The sequence below is a fragment of the Glutamicibacter sp. BW77 genome (assembly GCF_002332285.1).
Lineage (GTDB): Bacteria > Actinomycetota > Actinomycetes > Actinomycetales > Micrococcaceae > Glutamicibacter > Glutamicibacter bergerei.
Map to the genome: position 1 here is coordinate 64,673 of NZ_NRGT01000062.1, position 13,171 is coordinate 77,843.

Sequence of the window (13,171 nt, forward strand, 5' to 3'; positions counted from 1 at the left end):
TGAGTCAGATAATGCCAGCTCAAAAATCGTCACCCAGCTGGCGGGGCTACCTCAGGCACGCAGGCGCTGCGTAATTGGCACAATTCTAACGCATGGGGATACGATAAACCGGCGGGTGCGAACTGACGCCCTCGAATCATGCTGAGGCGGGGTTCAGGCGTTGCCTGCAGATGCCCGCCTGCGTCCGGCTAGTCAGCGATTTTCTTCTTTGCTCCTCCTAAGGGGACCACATGGCTTTACAGTTTCAAGGTCGACGCCTGTCGCCAGTTCGGGTGCTCATAGTGGCGGCGGTCATCGCTGCGTTGGTTGCCGGCGGACTGGCCTACTGGCATCGCGCCAACGACAGCGCCGCCGCGGCGGATGCCGACCAGTGGTTCGGTGCCTATGTGGATGCCACCTCCACGCCTTTTTATGACATCGGTGCATCCGCGGCTCCGGAGCAGCGGGTGGTTCTCGGTTTCGTGGTCGCAGATCCAGAGGATGACTGTGCCCCCTCATGGGGCGGTTACTACTCAATGGACGAGGCCGCTGAAGTCTTTGACCTGGATCGCCGTGCCGCGCGGGTTAATGCCGCCGGTGGCCAGATCGTCGTATCGACCGGGGGACTGCTCAATGATGAGCTCGCCACCGCATGCAAAGATCCGGCGGCTACAGCTGCCGCCTACCGCGCAGTGCTGGATCGCTACCAATCCACCACGTTGGATCTGGACATTGAAGGCGATGACCTGAGTGACGCTGAGGCCGGCCAACGCCGGGTCGAGGCTGTGCTGCAGCTCCAACAAGACACAGATTTCCAGCTCTGGCTGACGCTGCCGGCGGCAACCTTCGGACTCGCCCCGGAAGGAGTGGCCGAGGTGCAGCGCATGCTGGATGCCGGGGTGCGGATCGACGGGGTCAACTTGATGACGATGAACTTCGGGCAGACCCGGGAAAGCGGCCAGTCGATGGCAACGGCGTCAATTCAAGCCGCACAAACTGCACATCAGCAACTTGACGAGTTGTATCAGGCCAAGGGGCAGAAGCTGGGCGAACGGTCGCTGTGGCGCAAAATCGGGGTGACACCGATGATCGGCCAGAATGACCTGCTTGGTGAGGTGTTCAGCCTGGAAGATGCCGTGGAGTTGAACCGCTTCGCGCTGGCGCAGGGCGTAGGCCGGGTCTCCTTCTGGTCTGCTAACCGCGATGCCGGCTGCGGGGAGACCTATCCGGATCTGAACAGAGTCTCCAATAACTGCAGTGGCGTAGCACAGGATACCGGGCAGTTCGCGTCGATCTTGTCAGCCGGCCTGGGGCAGCAAACGCCGGCGGTCGCACCTTCCCTGAAGTCATCTGGAGAGAAAGCGCCCGTGGAGACGGCAATTGCAGATGATCCGGACGCCAGCCCTTATCCGATCTGGAATGCCCAGTTCGCCTATGTCAAGGGCGACCGGACCGTCTGGCGCAAGAATGTTTACGAAGCCAAATGGTGGAACCAGAATTCGGCGCCAGATGCCCCCGCAGGAAAAGACCAGCCCCAACCGTGGAGTCTGGTGGGCCCGGTGCTGCCGGGAGACAAGCCTGCCGCGGTGCTCGAAGCTCCGGCAGGCCTGTACCCGAGCTGGTCCCCGGAGAAGGTCTACACCAAGGATGACCGGGTGCTTTTCGAAGGCCGCGTGGTTCAGGCCAAATGGTGGAATACGGCGCAGTCACCGGAAGCAGCCCTGCAAGGATCCACCGATTCGGCATGGATGGTCCTGGACAACGCGACGGTGCGAAAGCTCATTGATAAGAAACCTGCCAAAACACCTTCTGCACCAAGCAAAGCCAGTGCTACGTCTCCGGCTGCGGAGAACTAGCACCGGCTTTGCCGCTGCGCCTAGTTTTCTGGGTCCGCCAGGTACGCGAGGGCTTCATCCATGTCGGTGACATACGCCGCCAAGCCGGCATTGGTCAGATCCGCCATCATGAACCCTGCCAGTACTCGGTCCACACGGCTCTGGCCCAGTAAAGCCAGTCGGGTGGAAGTGCGCGCAGCGCTGACCCGAGTGGCTACGCCGGGGCACACATCGACCAACCCGCTCACGTGGACTACCGCACGGATGCCACCAACCTGGTTCTCGGCCAGCAGAAAACTGGCGATCTCCTCGAAGAGTTCCAGATCAAGAGTTGTTCCCGGCGCGAAAGCGATTTCGCGTATACGGTCGCCGAGATAGCTCGCTGTCCATAGTGGTACTGCGCTTTGGCCCGGATGCGCTTCGAGTGGTTGAGTGATCATCTGTCCCCAAGTGTGATCCCAGCCCGCTGCTCTACGTGGTCTATGCCAACGATGAGATGCGGGTCACTAATAATTCTCCTGCTTAGTCTATCCGAAAGATTACCAAGATTTTACCCGAGTCCCATCGGCTCGTAGGCGCCTGGTTTACCATAAAAATAGCCTTGGAAATGCGTGGCTCCCAAGGCGATAAGCGCATGCGCCTGCTGCGCGGTTTCCACGCCCTCCACCGTGCAGTCAAGCTCGCATGCCGCGGCCAGATCGAAAATCGAGCGCAAAATAGCGCGCTGCCGCGCGCTGGTTTCCACCTCGGTATTCAGCGATCGATCGATTTTCACCCCGGCAACCGGCAGTTTGCTGAGATAGCCAAAGGACGAGTATCCGGCTCCGAAATCGTCGATATACACCCTGACTCCCATCTGCTTCAGTGCCATGAGGGTATATAGCTCCAGCTTGCCATCTGAGATGTAGCGTTCCTCGGTAACCTCGATAACCAAACAGTCAGCGGGAACTTCATAGCTGCGCAGCAGGCCCTTGATCAGGTCGGGGAAGGCGAGATCACAGAGTTCTGCCGGAGTCACATTCACTTGGACACGGAAATCGCGTGTCACCTTGCCCGCTGCGTGCCAAGCGGCCAAATCTGCCAATGCCCCGGAGAGTATTCGTGCGGTAACTTTGTTTGAGATGCCTGCCGCCGCCGCCAGCGGCAGGAATTCCAACGGTGACAGCACCCCCAGCTCGGGATGCGCCCAGCGCGCCAGTGCCTCCACAGCCACGTGCGCACCGGTGCTGGCGCAGATGATGGGCTGATAGACCGGGAAGATGTCCCTGCAATCCAGTGCGTCGCGCAGCTCTGAGCTGAGTTTTGCCTTCTGACGGCGTTCGTAGAGCATATACTGCTCGAATTGCTGAACCTTGTCCTGGCTGGAGTTGCGCTTGGCGACGTACATGGCGGTATCCGCCTGCTCAACCCATTGGTCTTCGCTCTGCCCAGGATTGCTGGCGCAGAAACCAATGCTCCCACCGGGAGTGATCACCGATGAGTCCAGGTCTATGGGCTCCTGCAGGACTTCGAGGATGCGCTGGCCCAGTGATTTAGCGGACACGATATCCACGTGCGCAAGAATTGCGAACTCGTCGCCTCCCAGACGGGCCGCGAGGTCGCCGGGGCGCGTATGCGCTTCCAGCCGCCGTGCTACTTCCTTGAGCACTGTGTCTCCGGCATTGTGCCCATGGGTGTCGTTAATATGCTTGAAGAAATCCAGATCCAGCAGGAAGAGGACAGCAGCAGGCTCACCGCGCTGCAGGGATTCGTGATGGGCGCGCAGCTCGCGCAGGATCGCCGCTCGATTTGCCAGTCCGGTGAGGGTATCGGTGTAAGCCAGTACTTCCAGGCTTGAACTGGCGCGTTCAAGCATTGCGGTGCGCTGATCTACGCGGTGCTCTAAGGCCTCGTAGGTGTCTCCGAGGCGGGCTGCCATGGCTCTGATGCCGACAATGATCGCATCCACATCGTCGCGCAGCACACTGGGGGAGAGCGACACTGAGAAGTCCCCGGCAGAGATGCTCACTATCGCATCGACGATCTGCTGAATCCGCGGGTCAGTATTCTCCGTCACGGGCACCACCTTGGGTTGGGGTTTGCTGGTGCGTCCATTGAGCGACGTATTGCTGCTTGTCCCTCGCTACCGACTGGCGGCCGGTGGACGCAGCAAGGTCAGCCCACCACTGGTACAGCGGTACCAGATGCTCGCCGGATCCGGAATAGTGCGCGGTAAAATCCTCAAGCAACACCGTGGCCCGCTCTGAATCCCCATCCAAGGCCGCAAGCCGGGACTGGGTCATACGTAATCCCATCCGGTCCAGATCTCCGGCCTCAATCAGCTCAAATGCCGTTTCGGCGCGCTGCAGGCAGTCGTGCGTCGCCGAATCGGCGATACCCGCTTGCAAGCGCATCTCGGTGGAGGCGCGGTTGAACCGTGCCCAAAGCAACATGTCTTTCGCGGGGCTGAGCAATGTCGCGGCGCGATCATGATAATGCAGTCCAAGTTGCGGTTGGTTGACCATGAATGCCAAGTTGCCAAGGGTCCAATAGGCTTTACCCTGCTCGTGGGAATCGATAACCAGGTGCAGACATTCATCGAGCTGGCCGTGCAGCTGCCACGCCTGCCCGAAGTCCCCACTTTCCACCAGAGCGGCAATGAGCACTTGGTAAACCTGTACCCGCAATGGTGATTCTGCCGGAAAGTTTGTGCTTTGCTTGCGAGCCTTGCTTGCCATTTCAAGTGCGGCTTGCGTCTGCCCGAGGCAACGCTTCGCGGTGGAGGACTTGCATAGTGCTTCAACGTGCAGATCCGCGCGCTGGAGCAGGTTCGCGGTGTGGGTTAATTCTGTGGCGAGGGCATCCATGAATTCATAGTCATCAGCTTCATGCGCTGCCGAGCAGAGTGCTTCTTGGACCAGCCAGGCGGTCCCCGGGTCGACCGTCGGGGAGAGCTGCGTGAGCAGCTGCTTGCCGAGTTTGAGCACCGCTTCATAGTCTTCTGCGTGCACCTTCTGCAGGAGTCGGGAAACCGACATCTGCACCGAGGCTGCTGGGAGTATTTGATCCACGGAATCAGTATCGCATTATTGGCGGAGCACTTGTTGCCAGTGACTGGAAACACTAAGATGGTCTGCGGCGCACAGCAATTTTCGCAGCGTGCCGTGGCTAGCAGCCGCTTTTCAAAAGCGAAGGATCGCACCCTCAATGAAGAAGATCAAGAAAATTGCAGTTTTGTGCGCAGCGGCGCTGGCATTGGTAATTGGCGTCGCCGCCAATACCTCGCAGGCCTCCGACACCGATGCCGGAGGCCTATGGCCATATAAGGCTCAGGTCACTAACCCAGCTGGCGGACTTTGGCCTTACTAAGCCGGGAAATGCAGCACTGCTGAGTTCGCTGTGTCTTTGAGAAGAGACGGCAGTAAAGCAAGCTGAAATCACCGGAGAAATTCGCGCACAGCGCGGGAATGCCTCCGGTGATTTTTGTTTTGCCGTTCGCCAGCCACTCAGCGCGGCGAAGGAACTATTTAAACGAAGCTTTCGGTGCCCTCGATGGTATTCATGAAGTGATCCATAAAATCAGCGAAATCCCGCGCATCAATTTCTTGATCGATGACCGCGCCAACGCTGACCGCATCATCAACATGCACGTCAATGCTTGGGGTATCGGGGATAGCAAAACGGAAGACGCGACCGGTAGAAGTCGCCACCTCATAGCCACCATCATTGAGCAACGCCAACTGAACGACGTTGGTGTTGTTAATCGTGATAGCCGCTTCCGAAGCAGAGAGGTCGCTGGAAGTAATCGGAGCGAGGACCAATTCCGCTGGCTGACGTCGATATCCAATGACCTTCAAGCCTCCCGAGCCGGCGATGCCGGTACCTGCCACCAGGTTATAGCTGGCGAAGTTTGGGATCTGTGAGTCAAAGGCCTCATGGAGGAGGCGCTTGACGTGGTCGGTAGGATTTTCGTCTGGGCGTGGGTCCATATCTTCCACTCTACCGACTTTGATGGACAAATTGACCAGTCTCCTCGCATAGCGAAATATGTCATTGTCGCGTCATGGGTTGTCCAATTGGTCATATTGACTACTAGAATCTCAAATATGAGCCAGGATACAGCCCCAGATATCAAACCACGTTCACGTGTGGTCACCGATGGTATCCACGCTGCCCCAGCACGCGGCATGTTGCGTGCGGTCGGCATGGGAGACGATGACTTCGCTAAACCGCAAATCGGCATTGCCAGTTCGTGGAATGAAATTACTCCTTGTAACCTTTCGCTGAACCGCTTGGCGCAAGGCGCCAAAGAAGGTGTTCACGCCGGGGGAGGGTTCCCCATGCAATTCGGCACTATCTCGGTCTCCGATGGCATTTCCATGGGCCACGAGGGAATGCACTTTTCGCTGGTTTCCCGCGAAGTCATTGCCGACTCGGTAGAAACCGTCATGATGGCCGAGCGCCTCGACGGTTCGGTATTGCTAGCCGGCTGTGACAAGTCGCTGCCGGGCATGCTGATGGCCGCGGCCCGGCTCAATCTTTCCTCGGTATTCCTTTACGCCGGTTCCATCATGCCTGGCTGGGTCAAGCTCGAAGATGGCACCGAAAAAGATGTCACCCTGATTGACGCCTTCGAAGCCGTGGGTGCTTGCGCCGCAGGCAAGATGAGCGAAGAAGACTTGGGCCGTATTGAACGTGCCATCTGCCCGGGCGAAGGCGCCTGCGGCGGCATGTACACAGCCAACACCATGGCATCCATTGGCGAGGCACTGGGCATGTCCCTGCCCGGCTCGGCTGCCCCGCCATCCCCGGACCGCCGCCGCGACATGTTCGCGCACAAGTCCGGCGAGGCCGTGGTTGAAATGCTGCGCAAGGGCATCCGTGCCCGCGACATCATGACTAAAAAAGCCTTTGAAAACGCCATTGCCGTCATGATGGCCTTTGGTGGTTCCACCAATGCGGTGCTCCATCTGCTGGCCATTGCCCGCGAAGCCGAGGTTGAACTGAGCCTGTCAGACTTCAACCGCATTGGTGACAAGGTTCCGCACCTAGCGGACCTGAAGCCATTTGGCCGCTACGTGATGAATGACTTGGACCGTATCGGTGGTGTGCCGGTGGTTATGAAAGCGCTGCTGGATGCTGGACTGCTGCACGGGGACTGCATGACCGTCACCGGTAAGACGATGGCAGAAAACTTGGCGCATATTGCTCCACCAGATCCAGACGGCAAGATCCTTCGCGCGGTGGACAATCCGATCCACAAGACCGGCGGCGTGACGGTGCTGCATGGTTCGCTGGCGCCGGAAGGTGCTGTGGTGAAGTCCGCAGGCTTTGATGCTGACGTTTTTGAGGGTACCGCCCGCGTGTTTGAACGCGAGCAGGGTGCACTGGCGGCATTGGATGCTGGCGAAATTCACGCAGGGGACGTAGTGGTCATCCGCTACGAAGGGCCTAAGGGTGGTCCGGGGATGCGCGAAATGCTTGCCATTACCGGTGCCATCAAGGGCGCGGGACTAGGCAAGGATGTACTGCTGCTGACCGATGGGCGCTTCTCCGGAGGAACCACCGGTTTGTGCATTGGACACGTCGCTCCGGAAGCCGTTGACGGCGGGCCAATCGCCTTCGTCAAGGACGGGGATAAGATCCGCGTGGATATTGACGCGCGCAGCTTTGACCTGCTGGTTGATCCTGCCGAGCTGGAAGCTCGCAAGGTCGGCTGGGAACCACTACCGGCAAAATTTTCCACCGGCGTGCTCGGCAAGTACGTCAAACTAGTCAACTCGGCGTCAACCGGCGCCTACTGTGGCTAAGCAGAACTTGTAAAAGTCATTGGTTGGACGCCAACGCGTCCAACCAATGGACATTCATCTCATATAATGAGATGATAGGGGTCTCCAGTTGCTCTTTCCCTCCGGGTGGAGAAAACTAGAGATATGCAAACAACCGTCGAGGTTCTACTAGTTATCAGGCGCGAAGCCTGAAACGTTGTCCACTAGGACAGAACGTCGGTAACGCGCCAGCCCCCTTTCGTCAACAGTGACGGCCGCGGGGCGTTTTTTATGCGCTAACGAAGAGATAGAAAAGGAAAGGGTCCCGATGAGCAATTCAACACCAGCCAATCCGGCCTCGGTTGCGAAGTCAATCAATCGATCAAAGGATGCCGCCACCGCTGTCTCTTCCGTCGTGGAAGCTTCGAACCCGGTACAGGGTCCGAATAATATCGTCGCTCCCACAAAGATGACGGGGTCACAAGCCATCGTCCGCTCGTTGGAAGAACTAGGCGTCAAGGACGTCTTCGGATTACCAGGTGGGGCCATCCTTCCCACCTATGATCCACTAATGGATTCGACCAAAATTAATCACATTTTGGTTCGCCATGAACAGGGTGCAGGCCACGCCGCACAGGGTTACGCCATGGTTTCCGGTGAAGTGGGCGTTTGTATCGCCACCTCCGGTCCAGGTGCAACCAACCTCGTCACCGCGCTAGCAGATGCCAACATGGACTCGGTTCCCATGGTGGCAATTACCGGCCAGGTACACAGCGCATTTATTGGCTCGGACGCGTTCCAAGAAGCGGACATTGTTGGCATCACGATGCCAATTACCAAGCACGCTTTTCTGGTGACAAATCCGGAAGAAATTCCACGAGTTATGGCAAGTGCCTTCTACCTCGCACAGACCGGACGTCCCGGTCCGGTGCTGGTAGATATCACCAAGGATGCCCAGCAGGGGGACATGACGTTCTCCTGGCCGCCAAAGGTGGACATCCCTGGTTACCGCGTGGTGACCAAGGGGCATAACAAGCAGCTGCGCGAAGCCGCCAAGCTGATCGCCAGCGCAAACCGTCCGGTACTCTACGTGGGTGGTGGCGTGATCAAGGCCAACGCGCATGAGGAGCTGAAGGCTTTTGCCGAGTTCATCAACGCCCCGGTGGTCACTACCCTGACCGCACGCGGCGCGTTCCCGGACAGCCACGAACAGCACGTCGGTATGCCTGGCATGCACGGCGCGGTGTCCGCGGTGACCGCCTTGCAGCAATCAGACCTGCTGATTACTCTGGGCGCACGTTTTGATGACCGCGTCACCGGGGTGCTCCCATCCTTCGCTCCTAACGCGAAGGTGATTCACGCCGATATCGACCCGGCGGAAATTTCAAAGAACCGCACCGCGGATGTGCCAATTGTTGGCTCGCTGGATGAAATTATTCCGCAGCTGCAAGAAGCCTGCACTACGCGTTTTGAAACCGATGAGCCACAGGATCTCACCGGCTGGTGGGCATTGCTCAACCGCCTGCGTGAAACCTACCCGATTGGCTACACCGAAACCCATGATGGGCTTTCGGCTCCACAGAACGTGATTGAACGGATCGGCGCACTCACCGGCCCCGAGGCGGTCTACGTGGCCGGCGTGGGCCAGCACCAAATGTGGGCGGCGCAGTTCGTGAAATATGAGCGTCCGCGCTCATGGCTGAACTCCGCAGGCCTTGGCACCATGGGCTACTCGGTACCCGCAGCAATGGGCGCCAAGGTGGCTCAACCAGACCGTGTGGTGTGGGCGATTGACGGAGACGGCTGCTTCCAGATGACCAACCAGGAGCTGGCTACCTGCGTAATCAATCAGATCCCCATCAAGGTCGCCATCATCAACAACTCCTCGCTGGGCATGGTCCGCCAGTGGCAGACGCTGTTCTACAACTCGCGCTACTCCAACACCGATTTGAACACCGGTCACGGAACCGCACGAGTCCCGGACTTCGTAAAGCTGGCAGATGCCTACGGTTGTGTGGGCTTAAGGTGTGAACGCGACGAGGACATCGACGCAACCATCCAAAAAGCCTTGGAAATCAATGATCGTCCGGTAGTGATTGACTTTGTGGTCTCCGCTGATTCCATGGTGTGGCCAATGGTCCCGTCCGGAGTGAGCAATGATCAGATTCAGATTGCTAAGGGCATGACCCCAGTCTGGGAAGAGGAGGACTAGAACATGGCAAAGCATACGCTGTCGGTACTTGTCGAAGACGTTCCCGGCGTACTCACCCGAGTAGCCAGCCTCTTCGCCCGCCGCGCATTCAATATCCATTCACTTGCGGTGGGTCCCACCGAAATTGAGGGAATCAGCCGCATGACCGTGGTGGTTGACGCCGAAGGCGACTCCCTGGAGCAGGTCACCAAGCAGCTGAACAAGCTGATCAACGTCATCAAGATCGTGGAGCTGCTACCGGAAACCTCGGTGCAGCGCGATCACATCATGGTTAAGGTCCGCGCAGACGCGGCAACGCGCCTGCAGGTGACCCAGGCCGCTGAGCTCTTCCGCGCCTCGGTGATCGACGTGGCCCAGGATTCCCTGGTCATCGAGGCTACCGGCAATGCCGGGAAGATCGATGCACTGCTGGCGGTCCTTGAACCATTTGGCATCCGCGAGATTGTCCAGGCCGGTACCTTGGCCGTGGGACGCGGATCCAAATCGATGAGCGACAGGGCACTGAAAACCCTTTCCGCCTAAGCACCACCAAATACACTTTTAATAACAAACTTCTTTGTCGAAGAAAACCTAAGGAGAAATCACAGTGGCTGATATGTACTACGAAGACGACGCGGATCTTTCAATCATCCAGGGCAAGAAAGTCGCAGTCATTGGCTATGGCTCCCAGGGTCACGCACACGCACTGAGCCTGCGCGACTCCGGCGTAGAGGTCATCGTTGGCCTGGCCGAGGGCTCGAAGTCCCGCGCCAAGGCAGAAGCCGAAGGCCTGAAGGTCGCCACCGTGGCAGAAGCCGCCAAGTGGGCAGACGTCATCATGATCCTGACCCCGGACCAGGTCCAGGCTCAGGTTTACGCCGAGTCGATCTCCGAGCACCTCGAAGAGGGCAACGCCCTGTTCTTCGGCCACGGCTTCAACATCCGCTTCGGCTTCATCAAGCCACCAGCAAACGTTGACGTGGCACTGGTTGCTCCGAAGGCTCCGGGTCACACCGTGCGCCGCGAATTCGAAGCCGGCCGTGGTATTCCTGACCTGATCGCCGTGGAGCAGAACTTCACCGGTGGCGCCAAGGAACTGGCACTGTCCTACGCAGCTGGCATCGGTGGCACCCGCGCCGGCGTCATCGAGACCACCTTCACCGAAGAGACCGAAACCGACCTGTTCGGTGAGCAGGCAGTTCTCTGCGGCGGTACCTCGCAGCTCGTACAGTACGGCTTCGAAGTTCTGACCGAAGCTGGCTACAAGCCAGAAATCGCTTACTTCGAGGTTCTCCACGAGCTGAAGCTGATTGTTGACCTGATGTGGGAAGGTGGCATCGCCAAGCAGCGCTGGTCCATCTCCGACACCGCTGAGTACGGCGACTACGTCTCCGGCCCACGCGTGATCACCCCAGAGGTGAAGGAAAACATGAAGGCTGTACTGGCTGATATCCAGTCTGGTGCTTTTGCTACCCGCTTCATGGAAGACCAGAAGGCCGGAGCTCCAGAGTTCAAGGCACTGCGCAAGAAGGGTGAAGAGCACCCAATCGAGACCACCGGCCGCGAACTGCGCTCGTTGTTCTCCTGGATCTCGGATTCCTCGTCGGATGACTACGTGGATGGTTCTGTAGCTCGCTAAGCTACGGTTACACCCGTAATCACCAGCAAATAAAATGAACTCGGCTGCTTCCTTTAGGGGAAGCAGCCGAGTTCGTTTTTATGTCATGCACCGAGTGATACTGGCTTGACGAGAAGTGTTAGATCTTTGACGCGCGGTAGCCGGCCTTGCGAGCATCGGCAGCGGTCTTGAAGCACTCTTCGGGCTTGGTGATGTTGTAGAAGCGCTGGCCCTTCACGTGGTACTTCCACTCACTATTGCTGCCGGTACGGTTTCCTTTCACCGGGTAGCCAGCGGGACAATTCTTGACCTTGCCGTTCATCTCCACTGACTTCTTGGTCGAAGCCTTCTTGACCAGCAGGGTCTGGGTCTTCTTAACAGTCGAGGTCTTGCCCTTGAGCTGGTATCTAACCGAGGTGGTGACCTTGTACGTACCGGCTGCAAGCTTGACCGACTTCTTGTTCTTGGCCACGGACTTCTTGCCCTTGGTCACGCTCAAGAGCGCGGACTTGATCTTGACGTTTTTTGCCTTGGAATAGCTGGGCTTGATGGTTGCCTTCGCTGAACCCTTGACCGTTTTAGTCCCGATCTTCTTGATGGAGACGGCCGGGGTTTTCTTGGCGGCGGCGACACTAATGGTCTGAACAGCAGACGGCTGCGAACTAGCAGTAGCCGCGGTGACACCTGAAAAGGCGAGTGCGCCGGTTGCGATGATAGCAAGGGCGCGTTGAGCGAGTTTATTCAATTTTTCCCCAATGAAATTTCGGTGCGAGTACGGGGCTCCGTGGCCCCGAAATCTGATTCTAATATGAGAATCTGCCAGAAAGTACAAGACTCGTATAAAGATGTCGTTTAATCGTGACTTTTGAGGAAAACGCAAAATGATTCCCTTCCCGCAAGGGGAAGGGAATCATTTGAGAAGCAAGGCGAGAGCTTAGTGGTATGGATCGGCGAAGCTGAAGTCAAGCAGTCCGTTGAGGTAATCACCGTAACCGCTCTTGGCGAGCGTCAATGCCCGCTGGCGCAGCTGTTCATTGTCGATAAATCCCTGGCGCCACGCGACTTCCTCTGGAACACAGATCTTAGCCCTTGGCGGGCCTCGATGGTGCGCACAAAGTTTGAGGCGTCGTTCAATGATTCGAAGGTTCCGGTGTCCAGCCACGCGGTACCGCGAGCCAGAACGTTGACGTTGAGCTTTCCTTCGTCCAGGTCGAACTGGTTGATAGAGCATGGGCCCGTTAGTCCTATAGGCGTGTATGGGCCGTCGAAAGCTGCAGGTGAGCTTCGTGCACTAGCCGCTCCTAACTTATCTTTAATTCGAAGCAGTTTGGTTGTAGGCTGTGGTGCAAACTTTGTCACGACAATGAAGAATCTCGCACAAAATCGGGTGGATCTAACTGCCGTTGACGATCAGATTGGCCAGCTTTCCTTTGCGGATGATCTAGCCGAAGCGATTCTTCATCTGTTGGGAACGCGAGCTCCTGCAAGAACCGATAGTTTCCAAACATCTGGAGTCCCTTTGAGCTGGTTCCAGATTGCGCTACGGGTGTTTGAACTGAGCGATGAAGATTCTAAAAGTGTAGTATTCACAAATACTAAAGATTTCGCAAAATCATGGGAAGCCTTGGCACTTCGTCCCTGGTGAAGTGTTTTGAATACGAACAAACTGATTTCTACGGGTTTGTTCCTCAAAACCAGCTTGTACGACTCGCAGAATAATTAGGCAAGAAGTATCTTACGTTGCTCAGAAATAACTGAAGTGGTTTGACTTCCGGAAAGGCACAAACTTCGTAACGAAGAT

At 57.5% G+C, this 13,171-nt stretch carries 12 protein-coding genes and 1 pseudogene; 7 read left to right on the top strand and 6 right to left on the bottom strand.

Features of this window, described 5'->3' with window-relative positions; genetic code table 11:
- Nucleotides 1-230: 230 nt before the first annotated feature.
- Nucleotides 231-1,835, top strand: a complete 1,605-nt coding sequence (locus CIK74_RS10450; protein WP_096256151.1) for a glycosyl hydrolase family 18 — start codon at nucleotides 231-233, stop codon at nucleotides 1,833-1,835.
- Nucleotides 1,836-1,855: 20 nt separating this feature from the next.
- On the opposite strand, the gene CIK74_RS10455 is transcribed toward CIK74_RS10450, so the two are convergent.
- From CIK74_RS10455 to CIK74_RS10465, 3 genes are all read right to left on the bottom strand, one after another.
- Nucleotides 1,856-2,254: a hypothetical protein gene (locus tag CIK74_RS10455; RefSeq protein WP_096256152.1), complete on the bottom strand. Its 399-nt coding sequence runs from the start codon at nucleotides 2,252-2,254 to the stop codon at nucleotides 1,856-1,858.
- 110 nt (nucleotides 2,255-2,364) lie between these two features.
- Nucleotides 2,365-3,870, bottom strand: a complete 1,506-nt coding sequence (locus CIK74_RS10460) for a bifunctional diguanylate cyclase/phosphodiesterase (RefSeq protein ID WP_096256153.1) — start codon at nucleotides 3,868-3,870, stop codon at nucleotides 2,365-2,367.
- The gene (locus tag CIK74_RS10465; protein ID WP_096256154.1) at nucleotides 3,854-4,864 is read right to left on the bottom strand and encodes a hypothetical protein; all 1,011 of its coding nucleotides are present in this window, start codon (nucleotides 4,862-4,864) and stop codon (nucleotides 3,854-3,856) included. Before CIK74_RS10465 ends, CIK74_RS10460 begins: the two co-directional genes overlap by 17 nt.
- 136 nt (nucleotides 4,865-5,000) lie before the next feature.
- Here CIK74_RS10465 and CIK74_RS18780 point away from each other — a divergent pair, with 136 nt between their 5' ends.
- A complete protein-coding gene (locus CIK74_RS18780) occupies nucleotides 5,001-5,162 on the top strand; it encodes a hypothetical protein (RefSeq protein ID WP_170947840.1) in 162 nt (53 codons plus the stop codon).
- A 158-nt stretch (nucleotides 5,163-5,320) separates the two neighbouring features.
- Here CIK74_RS18780 and CIK74_RS10470 read toward each other — a convergent pair whose 3' ends face one another.
- Nucleotides 5,321-5,782: a hypothetical protein gene (locus CIK74_RS10470; RefSeq protein WP_096256187.1), complete on the bottom strand. Its 462-nt coding sequence runs from the start codon at nucleotides 5,780-5,782 to the stop codon at nucleotides 5,321-5,323.
- 117 nt (nucleotides 5,783-5,899) lie between these two features.
- On the opposite strand from CIK74_RS10470, the gene ilvD reads away from it, so the two are divergent.
- The 4 genes from ilvD to ilvC all read left to right on the top strand — a co-directional run bounded on the left by ilvD (nucleotide 5,900) and on the right by ilvC (nucleotide 11,391).
- The gene (gene ilvD / locus CIK74_RS10475) at nucleotides 5,900-7,603 is read left to right on the top strand and encodes a dihydroxy-acid dehydratase (RefSeq protein WP_096256155.1); all 1,704 of its coding nucleotides are present in this window, start codon (nucleotides 5,900-5,902) and stop codon (nucleotides 7,601-7,603) included.
- A 286-nt stretch (nucleotides 7,604-7,889) separates the two neighbouring features.
- Nucleotides 7,890-9,773 (top strand): acetolactate synthase large subunit, encoded by a 1,884-nt coding sequence (locus CIK74_RS10480; RefSeq protein ID WP_096256156.1) that lies wholly within the window; start codon nucleotides 7,890-7,892, stop codon nucleotides 9,771-9,773.
- Between the two features lie 3 nt (nucleotides 9,774-9,776).
- Nucleotides 9,777-10,295: an acetolactate synthase small subunit gene (gene ilvN / locus CIK74_RS10485; RefSeq protein ID WP_096256157.1), complete on the top strand. Its 519-nt coding sequence runs from the start codon at nucleotides 9,777-9,779 to the stop codon at nucleotides 10,293-10,295.
- A gap of 64 nt (nucleotides 10,296-10,359) precedes the next feature.
- Nucleotides 10,360-11,391 (top strand): ketol-acid reductoisomerase, encoded by a 1,032-nt coding sequence (gene ilvC / locus CIK74_RS10490; RefSeq protein WP_096256158.1) that lies wholly within the window; start codon nucleotides 10,360-10,362, stop codon nucleotides 11,389-11,391.
- Nucleotides 11,392-11,509: 118 nt separating this feature from the next.
- On the opposite strand, the gene CIK74_RS10495 is transcribed toward ilvC, so the two are convergent.
- Complete coding sequence (locus tag CIK74_RS10495; RefSeq protein WP_240520522.1) at nucleotides 11,510-12,115, bottom strand: hypothetical protein; 606 nt, start codon at nucleotides 12,113-12,115, stop codon at nucleotides 11,510-11,512.
- A 189-nt stretch (nucleotides 12,116-12,304) separates the two neighbouring features.
- Nucleotides 12,305-12,594, bottom strand: a pseudogene (locus CIK74_RS19055) (glucose-1-phosphate thymidylyltransferase); the annotation flags it as partial.
- A gap of 28 nt (nucleotides 12,595-12,622) precedes the next feature.
- On the opposite strand from CIK74_RS19055, the gene CIK74_RS19060 reads away from it, so the two are divergent.
- Nucleotides 12,623-13,015, top strand: a complete 393-nt coding sequence (locus tag CIK74_RS19060; RefSeq protein WP_240520523.1) for a sugar nucleotide-binding protein — start codon at nucleotides 12,623-12,625, stop codon at nucleotides 13,013-13,015.
- Nucleotides 13,016-13,171 lie beyond the last annotated feature (156 nt).